The 17,455-nt window shown below is 68.9% G+C and carries 17 protein-coding genes; 9 read left to right on the top strand and 8 right to left on the bottom strand.

Translation table 11 applies throughout. The features are described from left to right. Positions 1–45: 45 nt before the first annotated feature. From IEY84_RS10420 to IEY84_RS10445, 6 genes are all read right to left on the bottom strand, one after another. Positions 46–417 (bottom strand): Crp/Fnr family transcriptional regulator, encoded by a 372-nt coding sequence (locus tag IEY84_RS10420; RefSeq protein ID WP_183542773.1) that lies wholly within the window; start codon positions 415–417, stop codon positions 46–48. Positions 418–519: 102 nt separating this feature from the next. Next, positions 520–1,722 carry an arginine deiminase gene (locus tag IEY84_RS10425; protein WP_183542775.1) on the bottom strand — a complete coding sequence of 401 codons (1,203 nt, stop codon included), beginning with the start codon at positions 1,720–1,722 and terminating at the stop codon, positions 520–522. Positions 1,723–1,747: 25 nt separating this feature from the next. Next, positions 1,748–2,350, bottom strand: a complete 603-nt coding sequence (locus IEY84_RS10430; protein ID WP_183542777.1) for a TMEM165/GDT1 family protein — start codon at positions 2,348–2,350, stop codon at positions 1,748–1,750. A gap of 118 nt (positions 2,351–2,468) precedes the next feature. Further along, on the bottom strand, positions 2,469–3,716 hold the full coding sequence (larC, locus tag IEY84_RS10435) for a nickel pincer cofactor biosynthesis protein LarC (protein WP_183542779.1): 1,248 nt from the start codon (positions 3,714–3,716) through the stop codon (positions 2,469–2,471). A gap of 19 nt (positions 3,717–3,735) precedes the next feature. After that, positions 3,736–4,425 carry a nickel pincer cofactor biosynthesis protein LarB gene (gene larB, locus IEY84_RS10440; RefSeq protein WP_183542781.1) on the bottom strand — a complete coding sequence of 230 codons (690 nt, stop codon included), beginning with the start codon at positions 4,423–4,425 and terminating at the stop codon, positions 3,736–3,738. 3 nt (positions 4,426–4,428) lie between these two features. After that, the gene (locus IEY84_RS10445) at positions 4,429–5,280 is read right to left on the bottom strand and encodes a prephenate dehydratase (RefSeq protein WP_183542783.1); all 852 of its coding nucleotides are present in this window, start codon (positions 5,278–5,280) and stop codon (positions 4,429–4,431) included. Between the two features lie 24 nt (positions 5,281–5,304). On the opposite strand from IEY84_RS10445, the gene IEY84_RS10450 reads away from it, so the two are divergent. Further along, the gene (locus tag IEY84_RS10450; protein ID WP_229788576.1) at positions 5,305–5,715 is read left to right on the top strand and encodes a DUF4446 family protein; all 411 of its coding nucleotides are present in this window, start codon (positions 5,305–5,307) and stop codon (positions 5,713–5,715) included. A 467-nt stretch (positions 5,716–6,182) separates the two neighbouring features. On the opposite strand, the gene IEY84_RS10455 is transcribed toward IEY84_RS10450, so the two are convergent. After that, a complete protein-coding gene (locus IEY84_RS10455) occupies positions 6,183–7,754 on the bottom strand; it encodes a bifunctional phosphatase PAP2/diacylglycerol kinase family protein (RefSeq protein WP_183542787.1) in 1,572 nt (523 codons plus the stop codon). A 158-nt stretch (positions 7,755–7,912) separates the two neighbouring features. Between IEY84_RS10455 and IEY84_RS10460 the strand changes: the two genes are divergently transcribed. The 6 genes from IEY84_RS10460 (at position 7,913) to IEY84_RS10485 (ending at position 14,471) form a co-directional block, all read left to right on the top strand. Continuing rightward, positions 7,913–10,276, top strand: a complete 2,364-nt coding sequence (locus tag IEY84_RS10460) for a calcium-binding protein (RefSeq protein ID WP_183542789.1) — start codon at positions 7,913–7,915, stop codon at positions 10,274–10,276. Between the two features lie 107 nt (positions 10,277–10,383). After that, positions 10,384–11,655, top strand: coding sequence for a serine--tRNA ligase (gene serS / locus IEY84_RS10465; RefSeq protein WP_183542791.1), 1,272 nt, complete (start codon positions 10,384–10,386; stop codon positions 11,653–11,655). Continuing rightward, entirely contained in the window at positions 11,652–12,536 is an 885-nt protein-coding gene (locus IEY84_RS10470) for an HAD family hydrolase (RefSeq protein WP_183542793.1), read from the top strand. The genes serS and IEY84_RS10470 overlap by 4 nt, the downstream gene beginning before the upstream one ends. A 14-nt stretch (positions 12,537–12,550) precedes the next feature. Beyond that, entirely contained in the window at positions 12,551–13,063 is a 513-nt protein-coding gene (locus IEY84_RS10475) for a GNAT family N-acetyltransferase (RefSeq protein ID WP_183542795.1), read from the top strand. Further along, positions 13,060–13,860, top strand: coding sequence for a Cof-type HAD-IIB family hydrolase (locus IEY84_RS10480; protein ID WP_183542797.1), 801 nt, complete (start codon positions 13,060–13,062; stop codon positions 13,858–13,860). Before IEY84_RS10475 ends, IEY84_RS10480 begins: the two co-directional genes overlap by 4 nt. A 17-nt stretch (positions 13,861–13,877) precedes the next feature. Continuing rightward, complete coding sequence (locus IEY84_RS10485) at positions 13,878–14,471, top strand: hypothetical protein (RefSeq protein ID WP_189129297.1); 594 nt, start codon at positions 13,878–13,880, stop codon at positions 14,469–14,471. 58 nt (positions 14,472–14,529) lie between these two features. On the opposite strand, the gene IEY84_RS10490 is transcribed toward IEY84_RS10485, so the two are convergent. Continuing rightward, positions 14,530–15,411, bottom strand: a complete 882-nt coding sequence (locus IEY84_RS10490; RefSeq protein ID WP_221208588.1) for a sterol desaturase family protein — start codon at positions 15,409–15,411, stop codon at positions 14,530–14,532. An 80-nt stretch (positions 15,412–15,491) separates the two neighbouring features. Between IEY84_RS10490 and IEY84_RS10495 the strand changes: the two genes are divergently transcribed. Both IEY84_RS10495 and IEY84_RS10500 read left to right on the top strand, forming a co-directional pair. Then, positions 15,492–16,166 (top strand): TetR/AcrR family transcriptional regulator, encoded by a 675-nt coding sequence (locus tag IEY84_RS10495; RefSeq protein WP_189129298.1) that lies wholly within the window; start codon positions 15,492–15,494, stop codon positions 16,164–16,166. Next, complete coding sequence (locus IEY84_RS10500; RefSeq protein ID WP_183542803.1) at positions 16,163–17,431, top strand: alpha-hydroxy-acid oxidizing protein; 1,269 nt, start codon at positions 16,163–16,165, stop codon at positions 17,429–17,431. The genes IEY84_RS10495 and IEY84_RS10500 overlap by 4 nt, the downstream gene beginning before the upstream one ends. Positions 17,432–17,455: the final 24 nt, after the last annotated feature.

Consider the following 17,455-nt stretch of genomic DNA (forward strand, 5'->3'; position numbering starts at 1 on the left):
TGTCCGCCTCGCGGCTGCGGCCCTCGTCGGCCTGCTCGTCCTGGGTCAGGAGCCGAACCTGTCCTTGGCGACCTTCTCCAGCGCCTTCGCGAACGACGGCATCTCGACGGAGAGCTGCTGCAGCTTGTCGGCGCTGAGGTGGATCAGGTCGAGCGGGGTGAGCGCGACGATGGAGGCGGTGCGCAGCGAGCCGCGCAGGATCGCCGCCTCGCCGATGATGTCACCGGGACCGCACTGGGCGATCTCCTCCTTGTCTCGGCGGACCGAGACGGTGCCGTCGAGGATGATGTACGCCTTGTCCGGCGGGGTGTCCTCCCAGATCGGCGACCAGCCTTCCGGCAGATGTACGCGGGTGCCGGTGGCGCTGATGTGCGCGATCTCCTTGGGCGTGAACGTGGAGAAGAACGACTCGGTCACGAGGTTTTCCTTCGGTCGGCTGTGGGGTGGCTGCCGCTAGGTGACGGCGGTTACAGAGATCAACGATGTTCGTCTACAGGGGTTACCCGCGGGTGTAGTCACCTATGCAGGCAACGGGTCCCGAGCGATCGGGCAGCTCATGCACCGCGGCCCGCCGCGTCCGGAGCCCAGCTCGGAGCCGGCGATCGCGATGACCTCGATCCCGGCGGCCTCGAGGGCTTCGTTGGTCTGGGTGTTGCGCTCATAGCCGACGACCACGCCCGGCGCCAGCGCCAGGGTGTTGTTGCCGTCGTCCCACTGCTCGCGCTCGGCGGCCACGGGGTCGAGTCCGGTGTCGACGTGGTGGAGCTTGTCGATGCCCATCGCCTCGGCAGCCACCTCGAGGAACGGGCGCGGGGAAGCGATGTTCAGACGGCCGTCGTCGTCAGCGGCGGTCACGGCGTACGCCACCAGCGAGTCGACGGCGTTCGGGTAGATCACCATCTTGTCGGTGTTCACCAGAGTGGCGATCGTGTCCAGGTGCATCGTCGCGCGCTCCTGTGCGATCGGCACGGCGAGCACGGTGTGGGCGAGACCCTCCGCGAAGACCTGCCGCGCGAGCCGCTCGGCCCCGGCGGGGGTCGTACGCTCCCCGACCCCGACCGCGACGACGCCGGGAGCCAGCAGGAGCACGTCACCACCTTCGACGTGCTCGAGGTGGGCGCCGTGCAGGCGGGGGCTGGAGCGGAAGCGCGGGTGAAACTGGTAGATCAGCTCGGTGAGCGCGGTCTCGCGCTTGCGTGCCGGCATCGCCAGCGACGTGACCGTGGCCCGGTCGCGGATCCACACCGACGAGTCGCGGGTGAAGAGCAGGTTGGGGAGCGGGTCGATCAGGAAGTCGTCATGGGCGAGCAGGCTGGTGACCAGGCCGTGGCCGCCGCGTACCTCGTCGTTGCGGATGCCGGCGGTCAGGTGGTCGGTCAGCTCGGCGGGCCCGGCGTCGGCGAGGGCATTGACCAGGTACGCCCGCAGGGTGTCGCCGAGGGTGAGGGAACCCAGCACGTTGTCGAGCGCCCGCTGCCTGGCCTCCGGGACCTCGAGGGTCTCGGTGAGCAGGTCGGTCAGGTAGAGCACCTCGACGTCGCGATCCCGCAGCGCGGCCGCGAAGGCGTCATGCTCGTCCTGCGCCCGCTTCACCCACGGGATGCCGTCGAAGAGCAGCTTGTCGTTGTTGCGCGGCGTCAGGCGGGTGAGCTCCCGACCGGGTCGGTGGAGCATGACCGTACGCAGTCGTCCGACCTCGCTGTCGGCGCCAAGTTCAACCATGCCGGGCAGCCTAGGCGAACCCGACTCAGGTGAGCACCTCGACCAGGGTCAAGATGCCCAGGACGAGGCAGACCACGGCGCCGATGTAGTGCAGGACGTGCAGCTTGATGAACCGGAGCAGCGTACGTCCCAGCAGCACCGCAAGCCCCGACACCGCCAGCAGCGCGGCCCACGAGCCGATGAAGACCGAGACCGGCTCCTGGTAGCGGGCCGCGAGCGAGACGCTCAACAGCTGGGAGAGGTCTCCCCACTCAGCCGCGAAGAGGACCATGAAACTGGCCAGGACCTGGCGGAAGCCGCGTACGTCCTTGGCCTTCTCGGCGAACTCGCTGCCGTCCTCCTCGGTCGCGGTGCCGTGGTGGCGACGCCCCTCGATGAACAGCAGGACCGAGCCACCGAGGAAGAGCAGGGCGGCGATGATGTGGATCAGGTCGGTCGGGAGCAGCGTCGCCACACCGCCTACCGCGACCGCGATGAGCGTCTGGACAGCGAACGCCGCGCCCACGCCGAGCCATACGAAGAACGGCCGGTACTTCGTCGAAAGCACCAACGTTGCCAGGAACGTCTTGTCCGGGAGCTCGACGACGAAGATCGCGGCGAAGGCCAGCGCGACCACGGTGATGTCCATCAGTGTTTCCGTTCCAGTTCTTTACGTCCGGCCCCTATCGTCCCACCGACCGCCAGCCGAGGCGTCACTGCCGTCGGCCGAGGCGTCACGTGCGCTGGCCGAGGCGTCACGATGATGCCTACTCGGCCGACGGGCGTGACGTCTCGGCCGACGGGGCTGACGTCTCGGCGAGTGCGGCTATCTTGGCCTCGGCCAGTACGTCGATCGCCGGACGACCGAGCGCGGCGGCGGCGCGGGCGACGTCGTCCCACTCCGGCTGCAGGTTGACGGTCTCGCCGTCGAGGCGAGCGGCCTTGACTGCGATCGGGTGTCCGCCGACTGCGACGGTCAGCATCTCGCGGGGCAGAGCGTGCTTGAGGACCTCATGCTCGCGTACGCCGATCGTCGACGTCTCGTGGAAGAACACTCGCCGGACCGCGTCGACGGCAGCGGCGGGGGTGAGGGCGTGGAGCGTGTAGGCCGGCCGGCCCTTCTTCATCAGGATCGGCGTGACCCAGGCGTCCCGCGCGCCGGCCGCCAGAAGTGCGTCGAGAGCCCCGGGAATCAGTCGCGGCTCGAGATCGTCGATGTTCGCCTCGATGACGAGCTCGGTCGGTGAATTTTCCCGCCGTGGCGGGAAGATGCCGTCTCCGGCCACGGGATCCGCAGGATCACCGATCAGCAGGCGCAGGGTGTTCGACCAGCCTTCCGGGTTTCTGCTGCCGGCGCCGACGCCGATCGCTCGGGTCGTCATCGGCGGCTGGTCGCCCCACGAGGTGGCGACCGCGGTGAGCAGCGCGGCACCGGTCGGCGTACACAGCTCCATCGCGGGATGCCCGGGAGGCCCCGCGAAGGAAGGTACGCCGGTGAGCAGCCGCGCCACCGCCGGCGGCGGCACCGGCAGGGTGCCGTGCGCGGCCCGGACCGAGCCGGAGCCGACCGCGACAGGAGAGACCACGATCTCGTCGGCGCCGAGGTGCGCGAAGCCGGCACAGACCCCCACGACGTCCGCGATCGCATCCAGCGCGCCGACCTCGTGGAAGTGCACCTCCTCGGGCGAGATCCCGTGGACGGCGCCCTCGGCGACCGCGAGCCTCTCGAAGACCTGACGTGCGAGGTCCCGGACGGAGGAGTCGAGCGGAGCCCCGGTGAGCAGCGCGCGCACGTCCGTCCAGGTGCGGTGATGGGCCGAGTCGGCGATCTCGACGTGGCACCGGGTCGCGGCGAGCGCCCCACGCGTCACCGGCTCTGCGTCAAGGCGTACCGGCTCGGGGGCGACCGCGTCGACAGCGGAGGTGATCACCGACAGGGGGACACCCGCGTCGACCAGAGCGCCGAGCAGCATGTCGCCGGACGCCCCGGAGGATGCATCGACCCAGACCCTCATCGACAGCTCGCAGACTGGGTCATTGCGCGCCTCCCCGGGCTCGCCGCGCGATCCGAGCCGCCGCGACCCCGGCCCCGTAGCCGTTGTCGATGTTGACCACGGTCACCCCGGGAGCACACGAGTTGAGCATCGCCAGCAGCGCCGCCAGCCCGCCGAAGGAAGCGCCGTAGCCCACCGAGGTCGGCACCCCGATCATCGGCACCCCGACCAGCCCGCCGACGACCGAGGGCAGCGCGCCCTCCATCCCGGCGACGACGATCAGGCAGTCGGCGGCCTCGAGCCGGTCGCGTACGGCCATCAGCCGGTGGATCCCGGCGACACCGACGTCGGTGATCCGCTCGACCCCGGCGCCGTGGACCTGGGCCGTCAGCGCGGCCTCGGCCGCGACCGGACCGTCGGTGGTCCCGGCGGCGACGACGCAGACCCGACCCTGCGAAGTCGGGAGCGGCCCGAGCGTGACCGCCCGGGCATCAGCGTGGTGGACCGCCGTGGGCAGCTTGGTCGCGACCAGGTCTGCTGCTTCGGCGGAGACCCGGGTCGCCAGGACCGCGCGCGTCGGATGTTCCTCATGCAGCCGACGAAGGATCGCGACGACCTGCTCGGGCGCCTTGCCCTCGGCGTACACGACCTCGGGGTCGCCGGTGCGTCGCTCCCGGTCGAGATCGACGCGAGCGAACCCGAGATCAGCGGTCTGCTCGTTGTCCGCCACCGCTCAGAGCCGTGCCGGGTCGGCGGGGTAGACCCCGAGCAGCTTCACGTCGGTGGTGAAGAAGGCGAGCTCCTCCAGGGCCCGCTTCAGGCCCGGCTGGTCGGGGTGACCGTCGACCTCGGCGAGGAACTGCGTGGCGGTGAACTTCCCATCCACCATGTAGGACTCGAGCTTGGTCATGTTCACGCCGTTGGTCGCGAAGCCGCCGAGCGCCTTGTAGAGGGCTGCCGGGATGTTGCGTACGTTGAAGATGAACGAGGTCACCACCGGACCCATGTCCGCGGGAGCCTGGATGAAGTCGGGCGAGAGCACCACGAAGCGGGTGGTGTTGTGGTCGGCGTCCTCGATGTCGGTGGCGAGCACGTCGAGCCCGTAGATCGAGGCGGCCAGGGGCGGAGAGATCGCGGCCATCGTCGGGTCCCCGGCCTCGACCACCTCGCGGGCGGCGCCGGCGGTGTCACCGGAGACGACCGGAGTGAACCCGTGCTCCCGGATGATGTTGCGGCACTGGCCCAGCGCGTGGACGTGGGAGTGGACCGTACGGATGCCGTCGAGAGGCGCGCCGGGAAGGCCGAGCAGGTGGAACCGGATCCGCAGGTAGTGCTCGGCGATGATGTGGAGGTTGGACTCGGGGAGGAAGTGGTGGATGTCGGCCACTCGCCCGGCGAGAGAGTTGTCGATCGGGATCATCGCCAGCGACGCGCTCTGCTCACCGCTGGCTGCCTCGACGGCCGCAAAGACGTCCTCGAACGACGCGCACGGCACCGACTCCAGCTCGGGGTAGTACCGCTGGCACACCATGTGTGAGTTGGACCCTGGTTCGCCCTGATAGGCGATGCGATGTGGCTCGGACACAGCGACAGTCTAGATTCGCCCGATGTGCTCGCTCTTGCAATTCTCAGTCTGCTGACAGCAATCGCCTCTCTGGTCTTCGCCGGAGCGGCCTGGCAGAAGACGAAGGACGTACGCCGCCCCGACCCTGCCGCCGTCGAGTCGCTGCCGACCGACGTCGCCGGTCTGCGCGCCGAGGTCGCGGCCCTGCGCGCGGAGTCGGCGATGGATCTGCGCCACCTCGCCGTGGTGCGCTTCGACGCGTTCGGAGATGCCGGCGGCCACCTGAGCTGGTGCCTGGCGCTGCTCGACGACAACGGCGACGGGGTGGTGCTGACCTCGATCCACGGGCGCACGGAGGCGAGGTCGTACGCGAAGAGCATCAGCGGATGGGAGTCGTCCCAGCTGATGTCGCCCGAAGAAGCCGAGGCCGTCCAGCAGGCGAGGCCCCAGCGGTGATCCGGAGCTGATCCGGAGCTGATCCGGAGCTGATCCGGAGCTGATCCCGGGAGCTGATACCCAGCTGATACCGAGCAAAACGACGCCGGCACGCTCGGGTGCGGCGGGGGAACCGTTCCGAGCGTGCCGGTTTTCAAACCCGGGCTGCGGGTGGGACGGCCCGGGAGTCGACCACTGGTCGCGGGGGATGTCCGACCAGTGTGTGGGTCATGCCACGTCGTCGGCCGGAGTCTGGCTTGAGCCCGGGCGCGAAGACGCCGACTCGGCTCACGCCGAGTCGTGTCAGACACCTTATGAATATTTACTTCTCAACAACGCATCTGTGCCAGCGAGTCGCTTCGATCAGGCATCGATATCGACGACAAACGCGCTGAAAACACGCCTGAATCGGGACTTTATACCCGTATTCTTGGGACTTTGTCCTCCCTGCGTGTCGTCCAGATTCGGGACCGAATAGGGACCTCTGGTCAGCGTGGCACGCGTACGAGCAGACGACCGGGGAGGCACTGCATCCGCAGCTCTCGACCTTCGGAGATCGTGTCTCCGTCGAGCTGACGCGGCTGGTCGTGGTTGGTCCGGATCACGACGCTGGCGCCGGTCATCCGGTTGATCAGGTTGTCGGTGCGCGGCCGCTTGCTCAGCACCCGGACCGCGAGCGGGACCCAGGACCAGAACCGCTGCGGATAGAGCAGCACGACGTCCACGAGCCCGTCGTCGAGCGCGGCGGCCGGCAGCAGCGGCATGTTCGCCTGGAGGTAACCGACGTTGCCGACGACGACCGTGCGCGCCCGGTGCCTGGTGAACTCGCCTCCGTCGACGGAGATCTCCAGCCGCATCGCCGGGAACATCAGGCTCTTGAACGCGGACAGGACGTAGGCCATCCAGCCGATCCTCTTCTTGATGTCCTCGTTGACGCCGCTCATGATCGCGGCGTCGAAGCCCATCCCCGCCATGACCAGGAAGTTGGTGTCCTCGAGGTTGTCACCGGAGACCTCGACCAGGTCGATGGCCTGGTCCTGCCCGGTGAGCGCGACGTCGATCGCGGCACGGATGTAGAGGGGGATCGAGAGGTTGCGGGCGAGCAGGTTGCCGGTGCCGCCGGGGACGATCCCGACCGCGATGCCGGTGCCGGCCAGGGCGGAGCAGACCTCGCGTACGGTGCCATCCCCGCCGCACACGAGCACCAGGTCGGCGCCTTCTGCCTGGGCAGCGCGCGCCATCCCCGTGCCGGGGTCCTCGATCGTGGTCAGGTGCCAGGTCGGGGCCCTCCAGCCGGACTCCTCGGCCATCGCGTTCACCATGGTCTTGAACTGCTCGACCGACTCGACCTTGATCGGGTTGAGGACCACCGCGATGTTGCGGTTGCCGCGCACCGAGTCCATCAGGGGCCGTCGTCCTAGCGCGTGGGAGGCGGGCAGCGGTGTGTAGAGGGCCATCCCGAGGAGAACGGCCCCGGCGGCGAAGACGATCCCGCCGAGCACGTCGGAGGGGTAGTGGCGGCCGAGGAAGACCCGGTCGGCGGCGACGAGCACCACCATCAGCGTGAGGCCCGCGTAGGCGAGGCGGCGGATGCCGCGGCGGCGTACGAACATCGTCACGACCACGGCGATCACGCCCGCGAGGACCGCGATCCCGGTCGCATGGCCGGAGGGGTAGGACGGCGAGTCGTGGAACCAGGGCGTCAGCTGCCACCAGGGCCGGTCCCGGTCGACCAGGAGCACCACCCCGCGGCGTACGACCAGGGTGACCACCACGACGCCGAGCACGTAGACCGCGGCGCGAGGATATTTGCGGAACAGCCCCGCGGCGACCAGGAGCGCGACCCCGACGATCACGTACCAGTCGGTGCCGACCTCGACGATGTGCCAGAAGTCGAGCATCCAGGCGTACTCCGCGGTCACCTCCGTCGCGTCCCGGCCGAGCTCGTCGATCGTCGAGACCAGCGGCCAGGCGTTGACCGCCGCGATCCCGATCAGGGCGCTCAGGGCGAACAGCGAAGCCGCCCAGAGCAGCAGGGCACGGCGGGATAGGTCAAGCACGATCAGTCAGTATGCGCGATACGTCTTCCACACAGTGAATGAACGGGCTGGTCATAACCCGGGGCAACGGATGGTGAGGAACGCTATCGTTCGCACTCCGCGCATGATTCGGGTCGGCGCCGGCACCCCTCGGTCCTTCGTTTGTTGTGAGGTCTCTCATGCGCGCTCGCGTGTCGTCGTACGCCCTTCTCGGGCTCCTGTCCGTCCCCGCCGCCGCTCTCGGCGTCGGTGGTCTCCTCGCCGGCTCCGCCGCCGCCGCGGACGGCGAGTGCGGCGGGAAACCCGTCACCGTCGACCTCTCGGTCGAGGGTCAGGTCCCAACAGAGGGCGATGACGTGATCTTCGTTCCGGCGGGCGTCTCCGTGGATGCGCTGGGCGGAGACGACACCATCTGCGTTGCAGGCCCGGGCATGGCGACGATCGCTGCTGGTCAGGGCAACGATGTCCTCTACCCGGCGTACGGGAACCGTGTAGACGCCGGCGACGGGAACGACACCATCAACGGCGACAGTTCGGTCATCCGTGCTGGAGCGGGCAACGACCTGATCCGCGGCGGCAAGCAGATCGAGAGCACCTACGGAGGCGACGGTGACGACGTCTACTACGCGGACGGCAACGGTGGCGGCTTCCGTGGCGAGGCCGGAAACGACACGTTCCACGGCGGCGCCGGTGACGATAACGTGTTCGGGGGAGACGGCGACGACCAGCTCTTCGGTGAAGGCGGCGACGACCTGCTCTCTCCCGGTCCCGGCAGCGACGTCGTCCGGGCCGGGCTCGGGAGCGACTCGATCTCGGTCTCTGTCGCTCCCGATCACGACGTCGTCGACGGCGGTTCGGACGACCTCGCGAAGGACCACATCTCCATCGTGAGTTCGGCCGGCATCACGTTCGACATGGCCGCGGGCGTCACCGGGTGGGGAGCCACCCTTGCCGGCTTCGAGTCGGTGGCGGCGACGGACCACGCCGACACGATCACCGGCACGAGCGGGGCTGACACGATCGAGGTCGGCAAGGGCGACGACATCGTCGAGGCCAGCGGTGGCGCCGACGTCGTCGACGCGGGTGACGGCAACGACACCGTCGACGCGGGTGACGGCGCGGACACCATCTGGGGCGAGGACGGGGACGATCGGATCGTCGGCGGTGCTGGTGATGACCGGATCAACGCCGGATACGGAGCCGATGTGGTCGACGGAGGAGACGGTAACGACGCTATCGACGACGGTTCCGGCTACGACGTCGTCCACGGAGGCGCTGGCAACGACAACCTCGACGCGTCCGGGCACGGCGGCTCCATCGAGAGCAACAGCCTGTACGGCGACTCTGGCGACGACACGATCCACGCCTCGCACTACGGGGACGAGGGGATTGCCGACGGCGGAGACGGTCACGACGTCCTGGTGGGTGGGCGGTACGCCGGCGCACCGGTCGACGGCGGTGCCGGCAATGACACGATCGAGGTCCAGGGACATCCCGCGATCGCCTCCGGCGGCGACGGCGACGACACGCTGCGTACCGTTGAGGCGGCCGGCACCCTGCGCGGCGGGAACGGGGCCGACAAGCTGATCGGCGACGTGGGTTACGACAAGCTCTTCGGGGACGCCGGGGCCGACACCATCGTGGGGAACGGTGGTGGTGACGAGATCCGCGGCGGGTCGGAGAACGATTCGCTCGACGCCGGCTCCGGCAATGACAAGGTCTACGGCGACACAGGCAACGACATCGTCAGCGCCGGCGACGGGGACGACTACGTGCTCGGTGGCATCGGGTCCGACCGCCTGCTCGGTGGCGGTGGGACCGATCGGCTCAAGGGCGAGGCCGGCACCGACCGCCTCGAGGGCGGCTCGGGGAACGACACGTTGGAGGGCGGCGACAGCGCTGACACCCTGCGTGGTGACGATGGCAACGACCTCCTGGCGGGCAACGCCGGCAACGACTCCCTGAACGGCGGCGCAGGGGCGGACACGGCTTCATACGCCACTGCGACCGGCGCGGTCTCAGCGACCATGACCAGGGTCACCGGGGGTGGCGGCAGCGACACCCTCGCGGGGATGCAGAACCTGACCGGCAGTAGCTACTCCGACCGACTCGCCGGAGACGGCGGCAACAACGTACTCCTGGGCGGCGGCGGCAACGACACGATCTTCCCCGGTCACGGCAACGATCGCGCGGAGGGCGGGTCGGGCACCGACACCGTCTCGTACTCGAACGTACGCAACGGCGTGAGGGTCGCGCTCAACACGTCCGCGGTCCAGTCGACTCGCGCCGGCGCGGATCGCCTGCTGACCTTCGAGCGGCTGACCGGCACGAACTACGCCGACGTCCTACGCGGCAACGGCGGAGTCAACAAGCTGATCGGTCTCGGCGGATCAGACCGCCTCGAGGGTTTGTCGGGCAACGACTACCTCTACGGGAACTCCGGCAACGACCGACTCATCGGTGGCTACGGCCGCGACTACGGCGACGGAGGGACTGGCCGGGACGCCAGCTCCTCGGTCGAGCGCCGCGTACGGATTCCGTAGTTCGGGGTCCGCTGAGGGAGTCATCCGCCGCGGCTGACCTGCGCGACGCCCACTCAGCTCCGTTTACTGAAGTGAGATCTGGTGGTCCGGTCGACTAGCCTTGCCGCATGATCGACCCGCGCATCCTCCGCGAAGACCCCGACCGCGTACGTGCCTCGCAGGAGCGCCGCGGCGCGTCCTCTGACGTGGTGGACCGGGCGCTGTCCGCGGACAGCGCCCGGCGCGCGGCGATCGCGGACTTCGAGGCCAAGCGGGCCGAGCAGAAGCAGATGGGCAAGAAGGTCGCGCAGGCCAAGGGCGAGGAGAAGCAGCAGCTGCTCGCCGAGGTCAAGGAGCTGGCAGCGGCCGTCAAGGAGGCCGAGGCGGCGCAAGGTGTTGCCGAGGAGGAGTGGAAGAAGGCTCTCCGGGCCATCCCCAACCTCGCCGACGACGCGCCGGCCGGTGGTGAGGACGACTTCGTCCTGATCGAGAAGGTCGGCGAGCCCCGCGATTTCGAGGCCGAGGGCTTCGAGCCGCGCGACCACGTCGAGCTCGGCAAGATGCTCGGCGCGATCGACCTCGAGCGAGGCGCCAAGGTCTCGGGCAGCCGCTTCTACTTCCTCACCGGTGTCGGCGCAGAGCTCGAGTTCGCGCTGATCAACCTGGCGATGGAGCAGGCCCGTGAGGCCGGGTTCACCCAGGTCATCGCCCCTGCGCTGGTCCGCCCCGAGGCGATGGCGGGCACCGGGTTCCTCGACCAGGTCGACGACGGCGTCTACAAGATCGAGGACGACGACCTCTACCTCGTCGGCACCTCGGAGGTGCCGATGGCGGCCTACCACTCCGACGAGATCCTCGACCCCGAGAAGCTCCCGCTGCGCTACGCCGCCTTCTCGTCGTGCTTCCGCAAGGAGGCCGGCTCGGCGGGCAAGGACACCAAGGGCATCATCCGGGTCCACCAGTTCGAGAAGGTGGAGATGTTCGTCTACACCACCGTCGAGGAGTCGTACGCAGAGCACCAGCGTCTCCTCGAGTGGGAGAAGGCGTTCCTGGACAAGCTCGAGCTCGCCTACCAGGTCATTGACGTCGCCGCCGGTGACCTCGGTCCTTCGGCGTTGAGGAAGTTCGACTGCGAGGCGTGGATCCCCACCCAGGGGAAGTACCGCGAGCTCACCTCGGCGTCCAACTGCACCACCTTCCAGGCACGTCGCCTCGACATCCGGCAGCGCACCGAGAATGGCACCACCCCGGTCGCCACGCTCAACGGCACCCTGACCGCGATCACCCGCGCCATCGTCGCCGTCCTGGAGACCCACCAGCAGGCCGACGGGTCGGTGCGGGTGCCGAAGGCGCTGCAGAAGTGGCTCGGGCGCGAGGTCCTGGAGCCGATCCAGAAGTGAGCACGACGGAGAGCACCACCGCCAGGCCTGGCGAGGCAGCCTGGCAACCGAAGCTCGTCGCGCTCGACATCGACGGCACCTTGCTGCGTTGGATGGACAGTCCGGCGACGGGCTCGGAAGGCGTCAGCGGCGTCCCCGGCGAGGAGCTCTCCGACAAGGTGCGCGACGCAGTCCGCCGTGCCTACGAGGCCGGCGCTCACGTGGTGCTCTCCTCCGGCCGCTCTGCCCACTCGATGACCGGGATCGCCGACCTGCTCGGTCTTCCGGCTGAGGACGCGGAGCGGTTGTGGGTCGTCGCCTCCAACGGCGCGGTGGTGCTCCGCTACCCACCGCTCGACGTGGTGCACGAGGAGACCTTCGAGGCTCGGACGGCCGTGGAAAAGATCCTGGAGCGGCGCCCGAACGTGCTGGTCGCGGTGGAGAACCGCGGCATCGGCTACCGGATGAACCGTCCTTTCCCCGCGGGTGAGCTCGGCGGCGGCGAGAACGTCATCGCGACGGTCGAGGAGATGGTCGCCGAGCCGGTCTCCCGCGTGATCATCCGCGACCCCGATGCCACCCCGGAAGACTTCCTCGAGCTCGGTCGCGAGCTCGGCCTGCACGGCATCGACTACGTCGTCGGCTACACCGCGTGGCTCGACCTCACTCCGGTCGGCGTCTCCAAGGCATCCGGCCTCGCGTACGTCTGCGACGAGCTCGACCTCGAGCCTGCCGACGTGCTCGCCATCGGTGACGGCCGCAACGACATCGAGATGCTCGAGTGGGCCGGCCGCGGGGTCGCCATGGGCAACGCCCCCGACGAGGTCCAGGCGATCGCCGACGCCGTGACGGCCCACGTCGCCGACGACGGCGCGGCGCTGGAACTCTCCCGCTGGTTCTGAGAGTCTCAGCGCTCGTGACCCTTCCCATCACCGTCACCACCGAGCGGCTCACGCTGCCGCTGTGGACCAGCACCGACGTCGAGGCCATCCGTGATCCGAACGGCGGGCTCGGCCGCCTGCAGGGCTGGCACCCGCAGTTCCCGCGCGAGGACGACCGCGACGCGGCGACGATGTGGGTCGAGGGCGATCTGTGGAGCTCGCGCTACATCGTGCGCAACCACACCGTGCTCGGGTCGATCGGCTTCTTCGGGCCGCCCGACGCCGCCGCGGACGGCACCCCGGAGACCGAGGTCGGCTACGGCCTGGTCGAAGAGGCCCGCGGATGGGGTTTCGCGACCGAGGCGCTCAAGGGTCTGCTGGCATGCGCGGACGAGGAGGGCGTACGCGTCCGGGCGTCGGTCGAGCCCACCAACGCCGCCAGCCTCCGGGTGCTCGCCAAGTGCGGTTTCATCGATCTCCGTGGCGCCGACGAGGACGGGCATCTGGTGATGGCCAGGCCGGTCCCCGGTGGCAGAATGGCAGAATGAGTACGCCGAAGCTCGTCGCCACCGACCTGGACGGGACCCTGGTCAGAGCAGACGGCTCGGTCTCCGACTTCACCCGTGACGTCCTCGTGAAGCTCGAGGAGATGGGCGTGCCGGTCATCTTCGTGACCGGTCGACCGCTGCGCTGGACCCGCGTGCTCTTCGAGCACATCGGCAGCGTCGGGCTGGCGATCGTGTCCAACGGAGCACTGGTCTGGGACGTCGCGACCGACCAGCCCCGGCTCACCCGGTTGATCGAGCCGACCCTGACCGCCGAGGTGGTGGCGGCGCTGAAGGCGAACGTGCCCGGGCTGGTCTTCGCGACGGAGACGCTCGAGGGATGGTCGGGCGAGCCCGCGTTCGCGCCCCACGTGTCCGGCACGCTCGAGCCCGCAAAGCGGGTCGCGCCGATCGAGGAGCTCGCCGAGGAGTCCCTGATCAAGCTGCTCGGGCGTCGTCATGAGGACGATGACGCCGACGAGCTGCTCGCTGCCGCCGTCGCGGTCGTCGGGGATCGGGTCAACGTGACCCACTCGTCGTTCCCGCTGCTCGAGATCAGTGCTCCTGGGGTCACCAAGGCCTCCACGCTGGAGCTGGTCTGCACCGAGCTCGGCATCTCCGCCGCGGACGTGATCGCCTTCGGCGACATGCCCAACGACCTGCCGATGCTGACCTGGGCCGGGACCTCGTACGCGATGGCTGACGCCCACCCGAGCGTCACCGCGTGTGCCTCGCACGTCGCTCCCGGGCACGAGGATGACGGTGTCGCGCGAGTCCTGGCTGGAGTCTTCGGCCTGTGACTGGTTTGATCTTCGCCATGCGCCGCGTCCCCCCGTTCCTTCTTGCTGTCGCAATGGTCGCCTTGGCGATCGTCACGATGAGCCCTGCTCCCGCGACGGCCGAGCCCGTGACCGCCCCCGCGAAGTGCCCCGCGTTCGTGCTCAGTGACGCGGTCAAGGAACCGATGGTCTTCCTCGCCCGGGTGACGGGCCCCGGAAAAGCCAGCAAGAAGGACGGTCCGGTGGTCTATCCGGTGACCGTCGTCAAGGCGCTCAAGGGTGTCGCCGGTGGGAGCAAGCTCCAGGTCACGCTCAACCCCGGTGTGTGCCAGCTGAAGTCGCTGTCCGCGACCGAGGACTACTACTTCTTCGTGCAGAAGAAGGGCGACACGATCCTCGCCGCCGGCACTCTGCCCCGCGTGGAGGAATACACCGACAAGCTCCAGGCCGAGATCGCCAAGGAGTTCCCGGAGGCGATCGCTCCCGCGCCTCAGCAGGTGAGCTTCAGTGAGCCCGCATCCCCGGAGGGCCAGAAGCTCGTCAAGGTCGCGGCCCCGGGTGTCGTACTCGTCGGCGTCGGCCTGCTCGGCCTGATCATCGTGATGATTCTGGGGCGACGGCGCTCGGCCTGACGGCCTGGATGTTCGTCTAGGTATGCAGTCGAACCGTCACAGCCCTAGCGGAGTTCCGCTAGGGCTGTGACGACTGATCTGCATACCTAGACGAACAGTCGCGCTCCGGGGCCCAGCCCGGCGGCCGGAAGACGTAGCTCAGCTTGAGCCGCCAGCCGTCGGCGCTGCGTACGTCGTTCCACAGCTCGCGGAACGCGCCGTACTCGAGGCGCAGCAGGTTGTAGGTGTCGACCTGGTAGGTCAGGCCGTACGTCGGGCGCTGGCGCTCCGGTTGGAAGGTGCCGAAGAGGCGGTCCCAGACGATCAGGATGCCGGCGTAGTTCTTATCGAGGTATTCCGGGTCGGAGCCGTGGTGGACGCGGTGGTGGCTCGGGGTGTTGAAGACGAGCTCGATCGGCCGCCACAGCCGCCCGATGGTCTCGGTGTGCACGAAGAACTGGTAGATCAGGTTGATCGAGAAGGCGATGTAGATCGCCGCCGGGGAGATGCCGAGGAACGGCAGCGGCAGGAAGAAGAAGAACTCGAACCACGGGTTCCACTTCTGCCGTAGCGCGGTCGCGAAGGTCATGTACTCGCTCGAGTGGTGCGCCTGGTGGGCCGCCCAGCCGACCCTGGTGCGATGCACGAACCGGTGGTTCCAGTAATAGGCGAGGTCGACCACCAGGACCGAGACCGCCAGGCCCCACCATGTGCCGGGGATCTGCCACAGCGAGGCGTAGGCGAAGATCGCCGCGTAGATCCCGAAGGTCAGCACCTTGAACACGGTCATCGTCACGATCGAGCCGAAGCCCATCAGGATCGAGGTGCGGGCGTCCTTGAAGACGTAACCGGCCAGGTTGTCGTCGTGATCGAGCCACTTCAGCGCAGCCAGCTCGATGAGGATCGCGATCACGAAGAACGGGATCGCGTACGTCAGCGGGTTCTTCAGCGGGTCGAGCATGTCGTTCACGGGGGACCTCCAGGGATATGACCTTTGAGTAAGTTACCTCAAGGTCATATGCCGCCGCTAGACTCCTGGACATGTCACGGGCCAACGCTGGAACCAAGGGCGTCCCGCGCGCCGACCGCGAGTTGCAGATCCTGCGAGCCGCCTGCGAGGTCTTCGGCACCATGGGGTTCGCCAAGGCGTCGGTCGCCGGGATCGCCGCCGATGCCGGCATCTCGAAACCGCTGGTCTATCAGTACTTCGGCTCCAAGGAGGGCCTCTTCCTGGCCAGCTTCAACTACGGTGCCGAGACGCTCGCCGCCGAGATGGAGCGGGTCGCCGCCGACGACTCGGTCGGCGTCGAGCGGGGCCTGCACACGCTCGACGGTCTCTTCCGTACGCTCGAGCCGCAGCCGTGGTTGTGGCGGCTGCTCTTCGACCCGTCAGCGCCCGACGACGGCGAGGTGGCCGCGGCCCGCGCCGTCTACACCGACCGGATCACCCGTCTCGCTGTCGAGGGTGTCGGCGAGCTGATGAGGCTCGTGGGCGACGACGATCCCCTCGACGCCTCCGCACTGACCGCGGTCTGGATGAGTGCGGTCGATGCGCTGATCACCTGGTGGCTCGACCATCCCGGGGTCACGCCGACCCAGATGACCGAGCGGTGTCATCGGCTGATCATCGCGATCTCCGGCGCCGCGCTGCCCGCAGAACTCCCTGCCGAAGGTGGGGTCCGGCGGCAGGCGGAACGCAGTAGCCTACGCGCGTGAGCATCGGCAGAGACCTCCAGTCGGCGATCTTCCGCAAGGGCCTGTTCGGCCACCGTCCCGTGGTGCCGACCGAGCCCGCGGCGCTCGCCGAGGCCGCCCAGCGGGCGATGAGCAAGGAGGCATGGGCGTACGTCGACGGCGGAGCCGGCCAGCAGCGCACCGTCGCCGCCAACACCGCCGCCTTCGACCACTTCCGGCTGGTGCCGCGCATGCTCGCCAACGTCGAGAGCCGCGACCTGCGTACGACGCTGTTCGGTGTGGACATGCCGGCGCCGCTGATGCTCGGCCCGGTCGGCGTGCTCGAGCTCGCCCACCCGCGCGCCGAGCACGAGGTCGCCGCGGCGGCCCGCGCGACGGGCATCCCGATGGTGATCTCCACCCAGGCCTCCGTCCCGATGGAGGAGGTCGCAAAGGACCTGGGCGACACCCCACGGCTCTACCAGCTCTACTGGTCGAAGGACGAGACGATCGTCGAGTCCTTCGTACGCCGCGCCGAGGCCATCGGCTCCGACGCGCTGGTCGTCACGCTCGACACGCACATGCTCGGGTGGCGTACGCGTGATCTCGATCTGGGCTATCTGCCCTTCGCGCGGGGGCTGGGGATCGCGCAGTACACCTCCGATCCCGCATTCCGTGCCCTCGTCGAGCAGCGTCTCTCCGGCGGCAGCGGTACGAGCGTGCGACCCGGGCTTCGGGAGATCCCCTCGGCGCTCACCGCGGTCGCCTCGATGGCCCAGCACCATCCCGGCAAGCTCGTCGACAACCTTCGCTCCGGTCACGCCCGCGCCGCGGTCGAGACCTTCCTCGACGTCTTCTCCCGCTCCGACCTGATCTGGGACGACCTCGACCGGCTGCGGGAGATGACCGATATGCCGATCGTGCTGAAGGGCCTCCAGGCGCCCGAGGACGCCCGGCGCGCGCTCGAGCACGGCGTCGACGGGATCATCGTCTCCAACCACGGTGGCCGCCAGGTCGACGGCGCCATCGCCTCCATCGACGCCCTGCCGAGCATCGTCGACGAGGTCGACGGCCGCATCCCGGTGCTCTTCGACTCCGGCATCCGCTCCGGCGCCGACATCCTCAAGGCCCTGGCTCTGGGTGCCGACGCCGTGCTCCTCGGCCGCCCGTACGTCTACGGCCTCGCCCTCGCCGGTGCCGCCGGCGTCCAGGCAGTCCTGGAGCACATGATCGCCGAGCTCGACCTCTCCTTGGGGCTGGTCGGCTGCCGCTCCGTCGAAGAGATCGGTCGCGAGCTCCTCGGCTGAGCGCACCAAGTTCATACTTTATGA

Source organism: Nocardioides albus, from assembly GCF_014648255.1.
Lineage (GTDB): Bacteria > Actinomycetota > Actinomycetes > Propionibacteriales > Nocardioidaceae > Nocardioides > Nocardioides albus.